Annotated in this window: 28 protein-coding genes; 25 read left to right on the top strand and 3 right to left on the bottom strand. The window is 61.5% G+C overall.

Annotated features, from left to right (window positions below; translation table 11 throughout):
* Window positions 1-146: 146 nt before the first annotated feature.
* Window positions 147-935 carry a S24 family peptidase gene (locus B3P22_RS16715; protein ID WP_296271754.1) on the bottom strand — a complete coding sequence of 263 codons (789 nt, stop codon included), beginning with the start codon at window positions 933-935 and terminating at the stop codon, window positions 147-149.
* 832 nt (window positions 936-1767) lie between these two features.
* On the opposite strand from B3P22_RS16715, the gene B3P22_RS16710 reads away from it, so the two are divergent.
* The 12 genes from B3P22_RS16710 (at window position 1768) to B3P22_RS16655 (ending at window position 8294) form a co-directional block, all read left to right on the top strand.
* Window positions 1768-2118, top strand: a complete 351-nt coding sequence (locus B3P22_RS16710) for a hypothetical protein (protein WP_296271753.1) — start codon at window positions 1768-1770, stop codon at window positions 2116-2118.
* The gene (locus B3P22_RS16705; RefSeq protein ID WP_296271752.1) at window positions 2115-2441 is read left to right on the top strand and encodes a hypothetical protein; all 327 of its coding nucleotides are present in this window, start codon (window positions 2115-2117) and stop codon (window positions 2439-2441) included. Before B3P22_RS16710 ends, B3P22_RS16705 begins: the two co-directional genes overlap by 4 nt.
* On the top strand, window positions 2438-3190 hold the full coding sequence (locus tag B3P22_RS16700) for a BRO family protein (protein ID WP_296271751.1): 753 nt from the start codon (window positions 2438-2440) through the stop codon (window positions 3188-3190). The genes B3P22_RS16705 and B3P22_RS16700 overlap by 4 nt, the downstream gene beginning before the upstream one ends.
* Window positions 3187-3501: a hypothetical protein gene (locus tag B3P22_RS16695; RefSeq protein WP_296271750.1), complete on the top strand. Its 315-nt coding sequence runs from the start codon at window positions 3187-3189 to the stop codon at window positions 3499-3501. The genes B3P22_RS16700 and B3P22_RS16695 overlap by 4 nt, the downstream gene beginning before the upstream one ends.
* Complete coding sequence (locus tag B3P22_RS16690; protein WP_296271749.1) at window positions 3498-3707, top strand: hypothetical protein; 210 nt, start codon at window positions 3498-3500, stop codon at window positions 3705-3707. Before B3P22_RS16695 ends, B3P22_RS16690 begins: the two co-directional genes overlap by 4 nt.
* The gene (locus tag B3P22_RS16685; protein WP_296271748.1) at window positions 3704-4492 is read left to right on the top strand and encodes a hypothetical protein; all 789 of its coding nucleotides are present in this window, start codon (window positions 3704-3706) and stop codon (window positions 4490-4492) included. The genes B3P22_RS16690 and B3P22_RS16685 overlap by 4 nt, the downstream gene beginning before the upstream one ends.
* Window positions 4476-5294 (top strand): ATP-binding protein, encoded by an 819-nt coding sequence (locus B3P22_RS16680; RefSeq protein ID WP_296271747.1) that lies wholly within the window; start codon window positions 4476-4478, stop codon window positions 5292-5294. The genes B3P22_RS16685 and B3P22_RS16680 overlap by 17 nt, the downstream gene beginning before the upstream one ends.
* Window positions 5291-6718, top strand: coding sequence for a DnaB-like helicase C-terminal domain-containing protein (locus B3P22_RS16675; protein ID WP_296271746.1), 1428 nt, complete (start codon window positions 5291-5293; stop codon window positions 6716-6718). Before B3P22_RS16680 ends, B3P22_RS16675 begins: the two co-directional genes overlap by 4 nt.
* The gene (locus B3P22_RS16670) at window positions 6715-7089 is read left to right on the top strand and encodes a hypothetical protein (RefSeq protein ID WP_296271745.1); all 375 of its coding nucleotides are present in this window, start codon (window positions 6715-6717) and stop codon (window positions 7087-7089) included. The genes B3P22_RS16675 and B3P22_RS16670 overlap by 4 nt, the downstream gene beginning before the upstream one ends.
* Window positions 7086-7388, top strand: a complete 303-nt coding sequence (locus tag B3P22_RS16665; protein ID WP_296271744.1) for a hypothetical protein — start codon at window positions 7086-7088, stop codon at window positions 7386-7388. Before B3P22_RS16670 ends, B3P22_RS16665 begins: the two co-directional genes overlap by 4 nt.
* A complete protein-coding gene (locus B3P22_RS16660) occupies window positions 7385-7927 on the top strand; it encodes a hypothetical protein (protein ID WP_296271743.1) in 543 nt (180 codons plus the stop codon). The genes B3P22_RS16665 and B3P22_RS16660 overlap by 4 nt, the downstream gene beginning before the upstream one ends.
* A 154-nt stretch (window positions 7928-8081) precedes the next feature.
* Window positions 8082-8294 (top strand): hypothetical protein, encoded by a 213-nt coding sequence (locus B3P22_RS16655; protein WP_296271742.1) that lies wholly within the window; start codon window positions 8082-8084, stop codon window positions 8292-8294.
* A gap of 328 nt (window positions 8295-8622) precedes the next feature.
* Here the strand turns inward: B3P22_RS16655 and B3P22_RS16650 are convergent, their stop codons facing one another.
* Window positions 8623-9051, bottom strand: a complete 429-nt coding sequence (locus B3P22_RS16650; protein WP_296271741.1) for a type II toxin-antitoxin system HicB family antitoxin — start codon at window positions 9049-9051, stop codon at window positions 8623-8625.
* Between the two features lie 70 nt (window positions 9052-9121).
* Complete coding sequence (locus B3P22_RS16645) at window positions 9122-9301, bottom strand: type II toxin-antitoxin system HicA family toxin (protein WP_296271740.1); 180 nt, start codon at window positions 9299-9301, stop codon at window positions 9122-9124.
* An 82-nt stretch (window positions 9302-9383) separates the two neighbouring features.
* Here B3P22_RS16645 and B3P22_RS16640 point away from each other — a divergent pair, with 82 nt between their 5' ends.
* From B3P22_RS16640 to B3P22_RS16580, 13 genes are all read left to right on the top strand, one after another.
* A complete protein-coding gene (locus tag B3P22_RS16640) occupies window positions 9384-9785 on the top strand; it encodes a putative holin (RefSeq protein ID WP_296271739.1) in 402 nt (133 codons plus the stop codon).
* On the top strand, window positions 9778-10134 hold the full coding sequence (locus B3P22_RS16635) for a phage holin family protein (RefSeq protein ID WP_296271738.1): 357 nt from the start codon (window positions 9778-9780) through the stop codon (window positions 10132-10134). The genes B3P22_RS16640 and B3P22_RS16635 overlap by 8 nt, the downstream gene beginning before the upstream one ends.
* Window positions 10134-10463 (top strand): HNH endonuclease, encoded by a 330-nt coding sequence (locus B3P22_RS16630; RefSeq protein ID WP_296271737.1) that lies wholly within the window; start codon window positions 10134-10136, stop codon window positions 10461-10463. The genes B3P22_RS16635 and B3P22_RS16630 overlap by 1 nt, the downstream gene beginning before the upstream one ends.
* 307 nt (window positions 10464-10770) lie before the next feature.
* Window positions 10771-11259 (top strand): terminase small subunit, encoded by a 489-nt coding sequence (locus tag B3P22_RS16625; protein WP_296271736.1) that lies wholly within the window; start codon window positions 10771-10773, stop codon window positions 11257-11259.
* A 3-nt stretch (window positions 11260-11262) separates the two neighbouring features.
* The gene (locus tag B3P22_RS16620) at window positions 11263-12942 is read left to right on the top strand and encodes a terminase large subunit (protein WP_296271735.1); all 1680 of its coding nucleotides are present in this window, start codon (window positions 11263-11265) and stop codon (window positions 12940-12942) included.
* Window positions 12943-12944: 2 nt separating this feature from the next.
* Complete coding sequence (locus B3P22_RS16615) at window positions 12945-14168, top strand: phage portal protein (RefSeq protein WP_296271734.1); 1224 nt, start codon at window positions 12945-12947, stop codon at window positions 14166-14168.
* Window positions 14152-14796: an HK97 family phage prohead protease gene (locus B3P22_RS16610; RefSeq protein WP_296271733.1), complete on the top strand. Its 645-nt coding sequence runs from the start codon at window positions 14152-14154 to the stop codon at window positions 14794-14796. The genes B3P22_RS16615 and B3P22_RS16610 overlap by 17 nt, the downstream gene beginning before the upstream one ends.
* Window positions 14793-15992: a phage major capsid protein gene (locus B3P22_RS16605; RefSeq protein ID WP_296271732.1), complete on the top strand. Its 1200-nt coding sequence runs from the start codon at window positions 14793-14795 to the stop codon at window positions 15990-15992. Before B3P22_RS16610 ends, B3P22_RS16605 begins: the two co-directional genes overlap by 4 nt.
* 60 nt (window positions 15993-16052) lie before the next feature.
* Complete coding sequence (locus tag B3P22_RS16600) at window positions 16053-16262, top strand: DUF7302 family protein (RefSeq protein ID WP_296271731.1); 210 nt, start codon at window positions 16053-16055, stop codon at window positions 16260-16262.
* The gene (locus tag B3P22_RS16595; protein WP_296271730.1) at window positions 16262-16585 is read left to right on the top strand and encodes a head-tail connector protein; all 324 of its coding nucleotides are present in this window, start codon (window positions 16262-16264) and stop codon (window positions 16583-16585) included. Before B3P22_RS16600 ends, B3P22_RS16595 begins: the two co-directional genes overlap by 1 nt.
* Window positions 16585-16923 (top strand): head-tail adaptor protein, encoded by a 339-nt coding sequence (locus B3P22_RS16590; RefSeq protein ID WP_296271729.1) that lies wholly within the window; start codon window positions 16585-16587, stop codon window positions 16921-16923. Before B3P22_RS16595 ends, B3P22_RS16590 begins: the two co-directional genes overlap by 1 nt.
* 5 nt (window positions 16924-16928) lie before the next feature.
* Window positions 16929-17102, top strand: a complete 174-nt coding sequence (locus B3P22_RS16585) for a hypothetical protein (protein WP_296271728.1) — start codon at window positions 16929-16931, stop codon at window positions 17100-17102.
* Window positions 17103-17104: 2 nt separating this feature from the next.
* Window positions 17105-17620: an HK97-gp10 family putative phage morphogenesis protein gene (locus B3P22_RS16580; protein ID WP_296271727.1), complete on the top strand. Its 516-nt coding sequence runs from the start codon at window positions 17105-17107 to the stop codon at window positions 17618-17620.
* Window positions 17621-17728 lie beyond the last annotated feature (108 nt).

Here is a 17728-nt window from a genome sequence, read left to right as displayed (position 1 = left end):
ATAGGAATTACTCAAAAATAAGTCAATGATGTGCACGGTTGTCCCTTGATAAATGCTTGGCGCTTGTGCTTGTGTCGGGGTGGCGTTTCGCCACTCTTTCCAAGTCTACAGCCCCCGAATCTTCGCATCCACCACGCGGCCGATGGCTATACGCGCAGGGCTCGCCACACCAGCAGGATCCGCCCCTGGATGTAGGTCTCGTCGAGCCGGATCAACCGGTCCTTGTGGCTCGGGTTGTCGGAGATCATCTCGAAGTGCTCGGCATCGGCTACCTGCAGACGCTTGATGTAGAACAAGCCCTGCCATACGAAGCCGTAGATTCCGTCACCAGCGAACTCGCGAATACTGGCATCGATGATCATCGGGTCTTTGTCTTGGATCGTCGGTGTCATCGACTGGCCATCACCGGTGATCAGCTTCAGGTGAGCCGGATCTTTGTAGGTGACACCCAACTCCCGCAGGTGCTGCTGGCTCACCGTCACGTCACGGAACATTTCCGGAAAATCATGCACCAGCTTCCCGTTGCCCATCGCGCCCTGGACGTCGTAGTGAGCTATGCGGATCTCGTCGCCGCGCTGAGGCATCACTAAGGCGGCGGGAGTTTCATTCGTGGCGGCAATGAGCCTCTCGCGCGCTTCCTGGCTCAGCTTCTGTCCATGCTTGGCCAGCATCTGGTGCACCAGCTCTGCAGCGCTGCTGGCCTCTGATCCAGTATTTAAATAGTTGAGCGAAAGCATTGGGAGACCCAGCTTCAGCTCGATGTCGCGCGCGAACTCTTCGCCGATCCGTTTCCTGTGATCGGGCTTATCTGTGATACAGCGCGACAGATAGCTTGGGGCACGATCTAGCGCTTCTGCCAGAGAGGCGATCTTGCCTTCAAAGCGGTCATGAAGAAGGGCTCGAAGATTGGCGCGGCGTATTTCATAGATATCCATGAGGGGAATCATCTCCGAGCGGAACCTCCAGGTAAATTACCCTTGGGTGTTGTTTTAATGTTACCTGAGGGTTATCTTTTTCTTTGATGAAGAGAAGAGGCCCCTCATGGCTATCAAGCATGCAGCATTGCTGAGCTGGCTGAAGACGGCATCCGACGATGCCGTCCAGTTGACCGGAACCACCCGTAACTACCTGCGCCTGATCGGCTATGGCGTTAAGTCCGCCTNNTCCGCCTCACCCGCTATGGCGGTGGGTATCGAAGCTGCTACAGATCGCGAGGTCACTCGTGTACAGCTTCGCCCTGAGGATTGGTTTCGGCTGTGGCCCGAGCTAGCAAGCTCCGCCGACCATGCCCAAACGATACCGCCCGTCGATCAGGCCCAACAGTCCGAAAAAGCTGCTGGGAATTCATCCAGTGCCCAGGTAGGTACTGTATGAATAAACACCGCTATCAATCGGGTTATCGGTTTTCCCTTCCCGTGGCACCATTTTTCAGTGCTTGCAAAGTCAAGAGCGACGCGGCTTTTAGCGCAACTGTACTGGGTTCGGTTGAATCAATCGCCCAGGCCACCCGTTCCTTTTCGATGCGAGTCCCTGCGACTTCCTTTCGGCCTTTCGGCCGGTTGTCCAAGCCCCACAACCCAGCGCGCACGTAGCGCCGAACGAATGGTGATCTGACATGCGCGACCTCAACGGCCTAATCGCCGACCCCTAATTTTCCGCCTTACTGGCTTTATTCCAGGCGAAAAAAAACCCGCTGCCAGGCGGGCTCTCCATCGACCTCTGCCAGGAGGTCATCGCGACCATCACCACTGAAATGGAGGATGCGCTATGTCGCACCCGAAAATTAACACCACGGCACTACCAGTGCAACCACCTCCGCGGGCAATCGAGCTGCAGCAACTCGTTGTTCCGGCTGCAGAGGGCCAACTGATCGGCTCGATCACTCTGTCGGCACATGAGGTGTTCGGCTTCACCCAGGCCCGTGACCGTCTCGACCGATTGCAGGATCTGCTGAGCAAATCCGTGATCCCCGCCCTAGGTGGCAGTAGCCATCCAGTGGCTCACGAAATCACTGGACTGATCGAACAGGTTCGCGTGCACAGCGGCAACCTGCTGTGGTGCTACTCCCCGAACAACAGCCCTGAATACCGTTCGCGGATGCAGGAGGCTGATCTATGACTGCCGACCATTTTGATTTCGCCGAGGTGAAGTTCACTCCTGACGCCTCGGGCGACTACCCGTTCTGGTACGTCTCTACTCCGCCTATCAATGATGGGGGCGTGGTAATTCAGCAGATGATCGCGCCATTTCCTTCCGAGCGTGAGGCGGCGGTCGCCCAGCTTCTACTGCGTGAGGCCTACCCCAACAACACCTGCTATCTGGGTGGCGGCACTTATAACGGCGCCGAGGTCACTGTAGACCGTCTAGAGCAGGCCGCTCGGAAGGCGCGGGGCGATCTTGCCGGCCTGCTGGCTGGTATCGATACGAGGGGCCGCCCATGAGCCTTGTCCCGTTCCGCTTCAACGGCAACGACATCCGTGTCATCACAGACGAGCAGGGTGAGCCATGGTTCATCGCCAAGGATGTGGCCGACCTGCTCGAGTACGTCGACACCGACAAGGCAATTCGTGCCCACTGCAAGGCTGCCAGGACCTACCCCGCCGAAATGGCGGGTCAGGTGCGCCACGTGAAGATCATCCCGGAGCGCGACGTTTACCGCCTGGTGATGCGATCCCAGATGCCGGCCGCCGAGCAGTTCGAGGAATGGGTGGTCGGAGAAGTGCTGCCGAGCATACGCCGCACCGGCTCCTACGGCCGTCAGCCTGCCCCAGCAGAACTCACCCGCTTGGAGCTGCTGGAAATCGCCATCGCTGCAGAGCGTGAAAACCTTCGCGTGACCGCTGAGCGTGACGAGGCCGTGCGCACAAAAGCGCAGATCGGGAATCGACGTGAAGCCACGGCGATGGCCACTGCCTCCGCAGCGAGGCGTGAAGTGGGGCGGCTGCGCAACGAGCTGGGCCGCGGGCAACGGTGCGCGACTGTCACTGCGGTCGAGGGCGCCACTGGCCGCAAGTTTCCGGTGAACGGTTACGTCCCGCTCCGTCAGTGGTGCCGCAATCGCGCCATTACCCCTGAAATCGTTCCAGATTCGCGCTTTGGCAAGGTGAAGGCCTGGCCGGCTGGCGCGTGGATGGACGTTTACCAAATAGACCTGGCCGAGCTGTTCGGCGCCGATGGAGAACACGCATGAGCAACAAACCCGCCCGCGAACAGCTCATGGGGCAGATCGCCGAGGCAGCTGTTACCTACCAGCAAGCCGAGACCCAGCGCAACAGCCTGCGGCGCGAGCTGAATCGCCTGTACAGCACCTACTTCGCCGCCCACGGCCACCCTTATCCGGATGACACTCGCAAGCGCGTTGACCCCGATGATGATGCATTCCTGGGCGTGGTGCACTTCACCGAACCGGCCTATCGCCGCTGGAGCGAGGCGCGTGACCTGACCGCGCGCAGCAAGCGCAAGATGCGGGTGCTGATCCAGCGCCTGGAGCGTGCGCAATGACTCTTCAGGTATCCAAGAACACGACGGAACGAGACCGGGATCTTGCCGACGCTATTGATCAAGAGGCAGCGGCATACGCCAACTTCCGGCGTTACCTCGATCAGAACCGGGAACTACTTTCCCTGATTGCTCACCATGGCGACGGAGAGTGCGGCGCACTGGCGGCGATCCTGCGCGAGAAGCTTCTTCCAAGGGGGTGGGCATGAGCAGTGCACGTAAGTTTCAGGGCGTTTGGATTCCCGCCTCACTCTGGCTGGACCACACGCTTTCTTCGAACGAGAAGGTGATGCTCGTCGAGATTGCCAGCCTCGAGGACGAGGTGCGCGGCTGCTACTCGACCAATGCCCATTTCGCGCAATTCTTTGGTCTATCCATCTCCAGGGTCTCCGAAATCATCAGCGGTCTGGCTGAACGAGGCCTAATCACGGTCGAGCTTGTTCGAGAAGGAAAGCGGGTGGTTGAGCGTCGTCTTCGCCTTTCCAACCCCTTCGATAAACCGAAGACCCCTTCGGAAAACGCTGCGAACCCCTTCGGAAAAGGCGATGAACCCCCTTCGGAAAACACGCAGGGGAGTAATACAAAGAGCAGTAATACATTGAGGGTAAGCAAAAGCATTGGCACTGACGTGCCGAGCCAACCTGACAGCCAGGTAGGTAAGTCATCAGCACGGAAAGCGAAGTTCGACCCCCTCACTGCCAAACCTGAAAACGTCAGCCAGGAAGCCTGGGCGGGCTTCTGCGAAATGCGCGCACGGAAGGGCAAGGGGAAGGAACTCACCGAGCGCGCCTGCTCGATGATCGCCAAGAAGCTTGCGGGCCGAGCTGATGCTGACGCCGTTGTCGATCGCTCGACGGTTAACGGTTGGAGTGATGTTTACCCGGACGACTCAGTCAAGCGCAGCGGCAAGCCCTCGCTGCTGACCAACCTGCCGACCCACACCGCTGACGATTACCGCAACACCAAGGAGAGCCCGAATGGCAGCAACTTCTGATTTCCTGTTCAGCCCTGTTCCGGCTATCCGCGAAGCATCCCGCACCGCGCGCTGCGCTACCGAGTGGCACCAGGCCTACACGCCGAAGCTGGTGGAGCAGTTCGACGGCAGTTGGCGCGAGCAGGGTTGTACCGCCTGCGCTTGGGAAGCGATCCACAACACGCCGCCGGATCAGCAGGCCCACCAGGTGGCCATGGCCGAGTTCCAGGCTGGTGCCCTGAACCGCCGCCTTGTCGGCACCGGGATTACTCCGCGCTTTCGTGGCTGCACCTTCGACACGTTCGTGGCGGAGGGTGATACCCAGAAGGCCGACGCTCTGGCGCAATGCCGCGAATACGCCGAGCAGTTCGAGCAGCATGCGCGCACCGGGCGCGGTCTCCTGCTGCTGGGCAACGTCGGCAATGGCAAAACACACCTTGCCTGCGCCATCGTCCAACATGTGATCCGCGCATTTGAGGCCTATGCCGTGGTGACCAGCGCCGCAGAGATCTGTCGTGTGATGCGTGGATCGTTCAGCAAGGCCGCCGCGTACAGCGACAGGGACGTGCTCGACCAACTGGCAGCGCCTGACCTGCTAGTGATCGACGAGGTGGGCGTGCAGTCGACCAGCGAATTCGCCCCCGGCGTGCTGAGCGATGTGATCGATCGCCGGTACCAGCAACTTCGCCCGACCATTCTGGTGAGCAATCGGAGGGCAATGGAGCTGGTGCAGTTCATCGGCGACCGTGCCGTTGACCGCATGCGCCAGGGTGGCGGGAGCGTGGTCGGCTTCCACTGGCAGTCCGCGCGGGGTGCCGTATGAGCTACGACGAAATGGGTATGCCCGGCTCCGCGACGTACCTTGACCCGGTACCGGAATCGCGCCTGTACAGCCACGAATCCGAGTACGCGGTGATTGGCTCGATGATCAAGCAGTCTGCTCTGATCGATGAGCTGAGTGCCAATCTTGACCGCAACGACTTTCACCACCCGGCCTGCGCCGAGGTATTCGAGGTAATCCAGGCTTGCCAGCGTAATCAGATCCCGGTGGATATCGTGACGCTTGCCGAAGCTCGCCCGATGCTCTCTGACGGCCAGCGTATGCTGGCCGTCGCCGGCACCATGGCGCAGAACACCCCCAGCACGGCGAATGCCGCCGTCTACGCACGGGAGGTGCGCCGCCGTGCGGTTGCTCGCCGTGTGGTGATGGCTGCTCAGTCGATGATTGAGAGCCTGCAGGACGGTGCGGCGCTGGACGACGTGCTAGCCAAGGGGCAGCAAGCCTGGCTTGCACTGGAGGCCGAAGGCATGGACACGTCGCGCCGCTATCGCTTCGTCGGCGAGATTTTGCCGGAAGCCATCAATACGGTGGACAGTCGATTCAACCGCCAGTCGATCCTTGGCTATGACACCGGCCTGCCGTCCCTTGACCATTACGTCACGCTCAGCCCCGGCCGGATGATCGTGATTGCCGGCGCCCCTGGCAGCGGTAAGACCACGCTCGGGCTTGGCCTGGCGGAGCGCGTCGCTGTGCACCACAAGGCCACCTCGCTGGTCTTCTCGTTCGAGATGGAGGATGACGAGTTGGTGTACCGCTCGATTGCCTCGATAGGCCAGGTGCCGCTGAAGCACCTGACCGAAGGCCACTCCATGACCGATGACGACTGGCCGCGCATGACCGCCGCGGTCAGCAAGCTGATGGACGCGCCCCTGGTGCTCTGCGACGACGCTTCCCTGACCATGAAGGACATTCGCCAGATCGGGCGCACGGTGAAGCGAAACCACGGCCTCGGTGCCGTGGTGCTGGACTACATCGGCCTGATTCCTGGCGAGGGCAACGGCAGCCGGTACGAGCAGGTGAGCGCGATCAGTAAGGCGCTGAAGCGGTTGGCCAAGGAGCTGGGCGTGCCCTTCATCGTGCTGGCGCAGCTGAACCGGGCGCCCAACACGCGCGGCAACAAGCGGCCGACCAAGTCGGACTTGCGCGACTCCGGACAGATCGAGGCCGACGCCGACGTGGTGATTCTGGTTCACCGCGACGACGAATCGGATGAGGGGAAAGCGGGCGTCACCGAGCTGATCGTGGACAAAAACCGCCACGGGCCGAAGGGCAGTTGCAACGTCCAGCACCAGGGGGCATTTCATCGCTTCGTCGAGCTTATTGGCGGTTACCGGTTCGATAGCGAGGACGATGACGACAGGCCGTTTGCTGGACGCCAGTACGGTAAGGGGAGGGCCAGCGCATGAGCGACGGACAGAAGAAACAACCATTGGCCATGCCGGACAACCTGGCCGAGGCCCAGGCGCTGATGGAGCGTCTGAGCGCTGATTGCAACCATGTTCGCGCCCAGGTGGGGGCGGCAAAGGCCGAGCAGAAGGCCTCCAGCCGCTATGCCGACCCAAACTGGTTCCATCGGGCGAACACCGCGCTTCGGTGGATGAACCGAGACCGCCAGCGGCTGCAAGATCACATCGCATTGCTACGCCGGGAGGCACGGCAGGCGGAATCACAGAGCGGTGACCAGGTGCTGATCGCGCTGCTACGCGCTCGCGTTGGTGAGCAGACCTTTCAGGAGCTGGCGCTCATTGCTCGCCAGCAGCAGGAGACATTCCAATGAGTAATCGAACCGCGGGCCTGCCCCGCAAGTGCATGAGCGAAGTGGAGCGCCGCTTCCTCAAGGTCGCCGGCCAGGAGCTGGCAAAGCTGCAAATCGGCGGGGCTGCTGCCATGGCCGTGCTGCTGGAGATGGTGGCGAGCTGGCACGGGAATCGACGTGACATTGGGTTTCACGACTTTGGCCAGCTGTGGCTGCAGGAGGGCAACTGCGCCAACAAGGCGACCGCCACCATCCTGAAAGACCTGTTTGGTATCGGCGACCCCGAGCCGACCCCGCGCCGTATCGGGAGGGCTGCATGACGGTCTACAAGGACGCCGGGCATTGCATCGGCCGGGTTATGTCCATCGAGATGCACGACGGCACCGCCAAGGCGCCATGGCAGCGGAAGTATCAGGCCGGGTTCGAGGGGATTGTTGCTGAGTCGGTCAGCGACGGTCTGTCACCGGAGGAACGCACCACTCAGGACGCAATGACGCGCTCGATGCTGAAGCGGTCGCTGCCTCCAGTGCAGTGGCATGCCTTGGTGGCGAAGTTCTCTATCAACGAGAACGAGGTGAGGGAGTCGGCCAGCTACTTGACCGCCAACGTGGTCACGCCGGCACACCACTTGTTCCGAACCAAGTGCGTCATGGCCTGGGTGGTTCCGGAGCGCCGTAACCGGTTGCCGGCGGCGTTCTACCAGATCCACACCTGGGACGCGGACGGCACGCCAGACAGGACGCTACGGCGCTGGAGGTCGATCACCAAGCGCTGGCTTGACGATCAGGTCAACGCGGCACATGCAACGGTCGAGGCGCTGCTGGAGCAAAACGGTTTGTTGCTTGACCGCGCCGCTTGACAGCGGCCAAGTGACCGCGTAACTTTCGAACCTGCGGTTTGGTGCGTGATCAGGTACACGCCCAAGCAGGAAAGAGCCCGGCCATTGAGCCGGGCTTTTTTGTGCGCAGTCGATCTGACATATTCCATGCTCACCACTCGAAAGGATGTGAGCCATGCCGGGACAGATCGTAAAAATCGAAGGGGATGCTCTGGGGTATCACTTGCGTGAGGGGAGGGGCTGGAGCGAGGGTTACATCATCATCCTGAACCTCGCAATTATCCATAAGGTGTTCCAGACTCGCGCTGAGGCCCAGGAGTACGCGGATGACATCCCTGATGGGTGGGAGCCGCAGTTGTGCGTGTCGGTCGAGCCTTTCCCTGAGTGACGATTCACATTTCATAACCCCGCCAAGTGCGGGGTTTTTCGTTTCTGGGGCTAGGCGATCAATGCCGCAGATTTGCGCCATCTCACATCAGGTGTCTATGGACTCTCTCAACGAACGCATCCGGCGGGCTCGGTATCACCGGAACCTGGGCAGCGAGATGTACTCGCTGTTCGACCAATGGGAGCCGAACGAGACCTCGAGGGTGAGACCCGCACGGCTCCGCCAAATGGCCAAGCTATTGCGTTATGGGCGCAAGTCCAGGTAGCTGATGTATCCAGATCTGGTTTCATCTCTCCGCGCCAGAGATGCACTCAAATCTGAGTACATCTCATGCTGCCTCCAACTGAACGACCAGGCGCTTGCCGAGCTTGGCCAGCGCGCTCTCCAGGGCTTCCATTTTGGTGTTGTGCAGGAAGTCCACTAGGCGGTCGCCTTGGGTCTGGCTCAACTCCAGCAGGCGGCACAGGTCGGCCTTGCGCATACCTTGCGCAACCATTTCGTTCCATAGCGCGATCTTCGCCACGGTCACGGCCGGAAGGTGGATCACGTGCTCGCCAGCTTCTGGCTCGGTGGCTTGCGGAATAGCGCGGCGCTCGTCGACGTATAGCGACAAGGTGCTTTCGATGGCGTCCACGGCTTCGGCCAAGGCATGCGCCTCGTCGTCTCCGTAGCTGTTCAGTTCGGGAAGGTCGCGGCAGAACACGGCCAAGCCTGGCGCGCTGTCGTCTCGTTCGAATTGGATTGCGTAGTTGTACATGGCTTCCCTCGGTAGTGAGTGGATGTCTTCGTTTGATTCGGTGCCGTCCAGCGATACGACTTAGGGGCTCTCAGAGCCCCAGTTGCTTGATGATCGCTTTGCGGGTTGGTTCGGGCATTTCCTTGGCTCCGTGATCCGCAAAGATCGTCGTCTTGCCGTTTGGTGCGGTGACCTTGAAGTGGCTTCCTTTGCCGGCTTCGAAGGTGACCCCGTTGGCCTTAAGCCATCTCCTGAATTCGCTGAACTTCATCACCTCATCTCTGTTGTCTGGATGGCTCCAGTATACAACAAATTTGTGGTGATACAACATTTTTGTGGTGTGAGGGGAGAATATGGCAGAGCCAAGCAGCGTGGCCGCAGTAGCTGTGCCCGGTGTCCTAGGCATTGGTGCTGCCGCGCTTGTTCCAGGGGTCGACCTTAACGCCGTAATCGGTGCTTGGGCCGGCGCCTTGTTCTTCGTGACCTGGGCGCGTGACCTTTCGATCTGGTCGCGCCTGGCTTATCTGGTCGTGTCCTGGGTTGGTGGTTACTTCGTGGCGGCTGAGTTGATGGGGCGTAGCCTCACCCAGTTCTCGGGCCTGCCTGCTCTGCTCGCTGCTGCCCTGATCGTCACCGTGCTGATCAGCGTGGCCGAGTGGGTGAAGGGCGGGAAGATGCCGAGCTGGATCAGCGCGGCTCTCGGCTGGGCACGCCATGCACTGAGCCGTCCTGGCTCTGGAGGTGGCAATGGGTAGCATCGTCGTAGCAGTCGGCCCTGACTACTGGACGCTTGCAGCTGCCGCGATCTGTGCAGCGATCAGTGCGCGCATCGTGGCCTGGCGTCCGCAGCCTGGCCAGCAATACAAGCTCGGCCAGTCCCTGCTGGCGTGGTTCATGGCGGCATCCTCTGGCGGTTACGCCCTGCAGGTTGGGCTGTCGCCGTTCTTCTTCCGGCCGGCACCTGAGACGTCGCCAATGCTCGTGGCCATCCTGCTGGTGGTCATGGTTCAGGTCTACCGGGCACGCGGCAATGTCGCTGCCTTCTTGCGCGTGGAATGGGATGGTCGTTGGAGTGGAGCAGAGCGCCGCAAGGCCTCCCGCTGATGGCCAGGCTGAAGAACCTCAAGCCTCGCTTGGCCGAGGCGCCAAGCCGGCTGGCAGTTGCAGCTCCTGCGTCGTGGCGATCCGGCATGACTTCTACCCAGCGTGGTTACGGCTACCGGTGGCAGCAGGCCCGCGAGCGGTACTTGCTGGATAACCCGCTGTGCGTGTTCTGTGCTCGACGTGGCATGACCACCGCGTCAAGCGTGGTTGACCACAAGGTTGCACACCAGGGCGATCAGGATCTGTTCTGGGATCAGGACAACTGGCAGGCGCTCTGCAAGACGTGCCACGACTCCGAGAAGCAGAGGATGGAGGCTGCCGAGCGATGACGGTAGAGATTACTCAGCGGGAAGCGCGAGTGGTGGATCTGCTTGCCCAGGCTTGGAATGAGTACCTGCTGCTCCCGGTCGAGCACCCAATGGCTCAGGCGGAGTTCTGCACGGCGATTCATCGCTGTCAAGACATGGTGCTTGCCAGGTCAGGCCGCGGAGCGCTGAACCACGCCGGGAACCTGGCGCCAGGCAGCGAGGAACAGCCGCAGGGGTAGGGGGCGGTCGAAATATGGGGCGCCCGCCTCAGCTAGACCGCCCTCGACCCCATTCGCACTTTTTTTCCGACCCCAAAGGTTTTTTGTTAATGGCGTTAACCGACAAACAGCGACGGTTTGTTGACGCTAAGGGGGAAGGTGCGTCCAACAAGGATGCAGCTATCGCCGCAGGCTACGCGGCTTCGAGCGCTGCCGCCGCCGGTTCTCGACTGGCCAAAAATCCCGAGGTCATGGCCGCGCTGGAGATGTTAAAGCGCCGGCCAAACGTTAAAGCCAAGAAGGCCGGCTCGGCACCTGCTGCTGATCCCGACCCCGGCGTCGGTGGTGAGAGCGAAGGCGGCGAGTTTCTCGACTGCCTGCCGACCACGGAAGACCCTTTGGTCTGGCTGCTTGCTCTGATGAACGAGCCCCGCGCGAAGGTGTTCGACCGACGTAACGCCGCCCAGACCGCCGTCCCGTATGTGCACGGGAAGAAGGGCGAGATGGGCAAGAAGGAACAGAGGGCCGAGGCCGCGAAGACCGCTGGCAAAGGCAAGTTCTCTGCTGGCAAGCCGCCGCTCACCGTCGTAGGGAAGTAACCCATGCTCTGGACAACTGCCTGCCCTGAATGGTGGCGGAGCCTGTCTGCGGGCGATTCGATCATCCCGCCGCCGCTGTTTCCGGCGGAAGCGGAAGAAGGGCTGGAGGTATTCCGGTCGCTCAAGATCGTGGACGCGCCAGGCTGCCCGACCATCGAGACCGCGTGTGCGCCTTGGGTGCTGGATTTCGCTGGTGCCATCTTCGGTAGCTACAACAGCGAGACCGGCCAGCGGCTGATCACTGAATACTTCCTCTGCATCCCGAAGAAGAATTCGAAGTCGACCATCGCCGCCGCGATCATGCTGACGGCGCTGATTCGCAACTGGCGGTATGAGGCCGAGTTCATCATCCTGGCCCCGACCAAGGAGATTGCCGACAACAGCTTCAAGCCTGCTGCCGCGATGGTGAAGCACGACGAGGAGCTGTCCGACCTGCTGCATGTTCAGCCGCATCTGCGCCTGATCACGCATCGCGAGACCGGCGCCACCCTCAAGGTGGTGGCTGCTGACAGCGACGTGGTGGGCGGCAAGAAGGCGGTCGGCGTGCTGATCGACGAGGCCTGGTTGTTCGGCAAGAACCCGAAGGCGCCGGACATGATCCGCGAAGCAACGGGCGGCCTCCTGTCCCGGCCTGAAGGTTTCATCATCTGGCTGACCACGCAATCGAACGAACCGCCGGCCGGCGTGTTCAAGTCGAAGCTGACCTATGCGCGCGGCGTCCGTGATGGGCGGATCGATGACAACCGCTTCCTGCCGGTGATCTACGAGTTCCCGCCGGAGATGATCAAGAGCGGGGAGGCCCGCAAGCCGGAGAACTTCCACCTGGTCAACCCGAACATGGGTTACTCGGTGGACAGGCCAACGCTTGAACGCCTGTTCATGCAGGCCGAGATTGATGGCGAGGCCGAGGTGCGTGGCTTCCTGGCCAAGTTCCTGAACATCGAGATAGGCCTGGCCCTGATGTCGGACGCCTGGGTGGGCGCGGCGTTTTGGGAACCACAGGCCATGCCTGGCCTGTCGCGCGAAAAGCTGTTGGAGCTGTGCGAGGTAATCGTGGCCGGCGTCGATGGCGGCGGCCTGGATGACTTGCTTGGGCTGACGCTACTGGGCCGAGAGAAGGGCGGCCGGCGCTGGTTTCACTGGGCGCATGCCTGGGCGCACCCGTCTGTGCTGGAGCGCCGGAAGTCGGAGGCGCCCAGGATTCTGGATCTGGCCGCGACCGGTGACCTGACCATCGTCGAGAAGATCGGCGATGACGTCGAGCAGTTAGCAGCCTTCGTCGCCCAGGTGAACGAGGCCGGCTTGCTCGACAAGGTTGGCCTCGACCCGGCCGGCATCGGCGCCGTCCTCGATGCGCTGCTGGACGCAGGGATTAACGAGGAACAAACCGTTGGCATCTCAAAGGGCTGGAAGCTGACCGGCGCAATCAAGACCACCGAGCGGAAGCTGGCCGAGGGTGTGCTGCTGCACTGCGGCCAGTCGCTTATGGCCTGGGCCTGCGTAAACGCCAAAGGCGTGCCCTCGGCGAATGCCTTCCTGATCACCAAGCAAGCATCTGGCACCGCGAAGATCGACCCGCTGATGGCCACCTTCAACGCGGTCTCGCTGCTTTCCCTCAACCCCGAGGCGCGCGGCGGCCTGGACGACTACCTCAATAACGGCTTCTTCGGACTCATAGGCTGACCATGACATTTCGTTGGTATAACCCGCTCAGCTGGCGAATGTTCGGCTACACCGATCCGGCCACCGGCAACTATGTCGAGGTCGACGTTGAGGTTGGCGGCAAGAACACCAAGGCAGGCGTTCGCGTAACGACCAAGACCGCGCTGTCGATCAGCATGGTGTGGTCGTGCGTGAAGATCCTGTCGGAGTCGCTCTCTGGTTTGCCGCTGAAGCTGTACGAAGACCCTGATGGCGACGCCCCGCGCAAGCTGGTCGCGAGGAGCGACCGAGGGCAGAAGCTGCTGCGCAAACCCAACCCCTACATGACGATGCTGAACTTCCTCAAGTTCGTGGTCGTGAACATGGCGTTGAAGGGCAACGCCTTCGCCCTGATCGAGCGCAACCGCAACGGCGAGGCTATCGGCCTGGTGCCGCTGGCCATCGACTCGGTGACCATCGATACCGACGAAGACCTGTTGTACTGGGTGCAGCCCAAGGGAGGCACCCCGTTCCCGGTGTCGCCGGAGAACATGCTGCACTTCAAGATTTTCAGCATGGACGGGATCGTTGGCCTTTCGCCTATCGAGTATCAGGCGGAGACCATGGGCCTGGCCAAGGCGGGCCAGCAGTGGTCGGCTCGCTTCATGCGCAAAGGCGGCTTCACGGGTGGCTATGTCATCTACAAGGAGTTCCTGACCGACAAGCAGCAGACCCAGGTCATGGCTAGGTTCCCGGATGTGCGCAAGGCCGACTCCGACGACATCGGCAAGATGGCCATCCTGCAGGGCGGCCCTAGCATCGTCCCGGCCGGCATCAGCCAGAAAGATGCCCAGTTCATCGAGTCCCAGCAGTTCCAAGAGGAAGCCCTGGCCGGTATCTACGGCGTGCCGCTCTGGCTGGCCAACCGCGCCGGCAAGACCTCGATCATGGGTTCCAACCTCGAACAGCAGCTTATCGGCTTCGTGACGTTCGGCCTGAAGCCCTACATCGACGCCGTAGAAGACGAGTTCAACGACAAGCTTTATAGCGCCGGACCGCGTTTCGTCGAGTTCGCGGTGGAGGGATTGCTGCGCGCCGACAGCGCCGGCCGCGCCACGCTGTTTGCCGCTGCCCTGGGCGGCTCTGGTGGTTCCGGCTGGATGACCATCAACGAAGTCCGCCGCAAGGAAAACCTGCCGCCGCTCGACGGCGATGAATACAACCGGGTTACCCGGTGGGAGATGCCGACCAATGCTCAACAAGCTTGATTGCCCATTCGAGGTAAAGGCCGCGGATGACGCCGGCAACTTCGAGGGCTATGCCGCCGTGTTCGATAACGTCGACCTCGGCGACGACGTGATCCTGAAGGGCGCCTTCACTCGCGTGAAGACGGCCCGGAATGGCCGGCTCAAGCTGGCTCTCTACCACGACCTGACGCGCCTGGTGGGCACCTCGGAGTTCTCCCAGGATGACCGAGGCTTGTACCTCAAGGGCCGAGTCAATCTGGCCGTGAGCTACGCCCGAGACGCCTACGAGCTGATGAAGGATGGCAGCCTCGACAGCATGTCCATCGGTTTCAACACGCTGCAGGCCACCTACGAGGAGCGCGCCGGCCGACAGGTGCGTGTCATCAAGTCCGCCGAGCTCTGGGAAGCCTCATTCGTGCCGTTTGGCATGAACCCAGAGGCCGAGGTTCTCAGCGTCAAGTCGGACATCAGGCTTTTCGAGAACGCCCTGCGTGAACGCATGGGGCTCTCGCAGAAGGAAGCGGCAGCAGTCGCTTCGCTCGGCTACCCCGCGCTACGCCGTGAGGGCGGCAGCGAGGCCACGGCGATCGTGGAAGAGCTGAAAGACATTTCCACCCTATTCGCAAACGTATTCGGAGCAACGCCATGAGCGAAGTAAAAGAACTGAAGGACTCCCTCGAACTGCAACTGAAAAACGGTTTCGACGGGCTCCAGAAAAAGTACGACCTGGCCATCGCCGAGGTCGAGAAGGGCAACCAAGTTGCCACCGAGCTGAAGAGGGACATTCAGACCCAGAAGGACGAGCTGCAGAAGGTCATCGACCAGGTGCAGGATCTGGAGCAGAAGGGCGTCAAGCTGCGCGGCCAGGGCGGTGAGGGCAAGTCCTTTATCGACTTGGTGAAGAAGGACGACGGTTACAGCGCGCTGCAGCAGAAGTCGGCCTCTGCCGCCCAGATCGAGATCACCAAGTCCGACCTGGCGTCGATGAAGGAAACCAAGGTGACCAGCGCCGGTATCGTGGTGCCGAACTACGACCCGACCATTCAGCCGGGTATTCGCCAGGAGCTGCGCATCCGCGACCTGTTGACCACTATTCCGGTTTCCGGGCAGGAGTACACCTACTTCAAGGAGCTGCTGCACACCCGTGGCGCCGCCCCGGTGGCGGAGGGCGGCAGCAAGCCGACCAGCAACGTGACCTTCGAGCGCAAGACCGACCGCGTCAAGAAGCTCGCCGTGTGGATGCCGGTCACCGACGAGACCCTGGCGGACGTTCCGCAGATGCTGGCCTACCTGCAGGAGCTGCTGCGCTATGACCTCAAGCTGGAAGAGGAAAGCCAGATCCTCAAGGGCGACGGTGTTGGTGAGAACCTTCCCGGCCTGGTGACTCAGGCCACCGAGTACGACACGGCACTGACCAAGAATGGCGACACCGCCATCGACATCATGCGCCGCGCGATCTATCAGGTGCGCAAGCAGTCGAAGCTGTCCGCCGACGGCCTGGTGATGACCGAGCTGGACTGGATGAACATCGAGCTGCAGAAGGACGGCGAGAACCGCTACCTGTTCGCCAACCTGCAGGGTCTGGTCACTCCGATCCTCTGGGGGCGTCCGGTGATCACCTCTGACAGCATGGACGAAGGTGATGTCGACACTGGCGGCGAGTTCCTCGTGGCCAACTTCGCCCGCGCTGCGATCCTGTTCGACCGCCTCTCGTACCTGTTCAAGATGGGCCTGATCAACGACATGTTCATCAAGAACGAGGTGGCTTTGCTGGTCGAGGAACGCCTCGGCCTGGGCGTCCGCCGCCGCGAAGCTCTGGTCAAGGGTCACTTCCCGACCGCCTAAGCCAACCTGTAACGCAGAAGGCCGGCCATAGCGCCGGCCTTCTTGCATCTGGAGAACAGCATGAAGATCAAAGCGAAGTGGGGCTTCATCGGCGATGCCGCGAAGCTCAAGGTCGATTCGCCGCGGGTGAAAGCCGGCCAGGTGTTCGAGGGCGTCGACGACGAGTATGCGCACACCCTGATCGGCAAGGGCCTGGCCGAGGAGTTCGACGGCAAGGCGCCGGTCAAGGCGAAAGAAACCAAGCCGACCGCACCGAAAGAGACCAAGTGATGGAAATCGACTGGAACGCACGGCCCGAGCTGCTCGCGAAGATGAAGCTGCAGGCGCGGGTCGAGACCGACGAGGAGGACGAGTTGGTCAAGGACTACGTCGCGGCCGCGCTGTTCCACGTCGAGCAGCATTGCGACATCAGGCTCACCGAGGGTGAGCCGGTGGCTGACAACGAAGTCGCCATGGCCCCTGACATCTGGCAGGCAGTCTATCTGTTGGTGGCGCACTGGTACGCCAACCGTGAGGCGGTGGCGCTGGGCACCATCGCCATCGCCATTCCCTTGGGCGTGGAACGCCTGCTCTGGTACAGGAAGCGCTTCTAATGAGAGCAGGCCCTTTACGCCATCGCCCCATGCTGCAGGCGCAGCAGCGAGTCCCTGACGGTGCTGGCGGCTACGTCGAGCAGTGGGTTGATCTTCGCGCTGTCTGGGCTGAGATCACAACGCCGACCGGGCGCGTTGCTACTGTCGCCAGCCAGCTGGTGGCCACGGTCACTGCCGAAATCCGTGTCCGCCCTGCTGCCGATCTGGTCGCCGGCCGGCGTCTGGTGCACACCCGCAAAGGTGTTATCACCACCTACCAGATTGAGGCGGCGCTGCCCGACAACGAGTACAGCATGCTCCGGCTGCTGTGCTCCAACGTAACTCCAACCCCGAGGTAATCAATATGACTCTACGAGCTACCGGCAACCTTAGCGGCGCGGTCAATGCCAAAAAAGGCGACGATCTGACCAAGCTGTCAGCCGCCATCAAGAAGGATCTGATCGCGCGCGGCATGGCCAAGGATGACGGCGTTGAGGCGCCCGAGAAGCCGGCCAAGGCGCCGACCAAGGGCCGCTAATCATGGCCAGGCGCTCGCGCATCAAGGGCGACTTCAAGCTGCGTGGTGTGCTGCGCCGGATCGGCAACCAGATGGAGTCGGACCTGCGCCCGGCGATGCAAGAAGCGGCCAATCTTGTGCTGGAGACACAGCGCGAGCTGATCCCGAAGGACACCGGCGAATCGGCTGCAGCACTTGAGGCGTTTGTCTCGAAAAGTGGTCTCGACGCGCAGATCGGCATCCGGGGCAAGAAGAACAATCGGCGCTTCTTTTTCCTGCGGTTCATCGAGTACGGGACCAAGGGCGGGAAGGGCAAGGTGCGGCGTGACGCTGAGAACAGGTCGGACGGGCAGAACTTCTTCGGCTACGCGCCGAACATGCCCGCCCGGCCAGCGCACCCCTGGCTGCGCCCGAGCTATGACCTCAACCGTGACGCCATCCGCCAAATTCTGGCTACATCAGCCCATTCATGGCGTGGACGGGAAAGTGGTGAAGTCAGGGGTCGCGATCCTCACTGTTTCATATCGGTGCCGAGATGAGTGATCCAGCCATCACCCTTCAGACCGCGCTGTACGCCCGTCTCAGTTCCGAGCTGAGCGTGCCCGTGTACGACGCCGTGCCGATGGATACCCCTTATCACTACGTGA

Origin of the sequence: Pseudomonas sp. UBA6323 (assembly GCF_002439135.1) — a bacterium.
GTDB lineage: Bacteria > Pseudomonadota > Gammaproteobacteria > Pseudomonadales > Pseudomonadaceae > Aquipseudomonas.
This window is presented reverse-complemented; position numbering and strand designations above follow the sequence as displayed.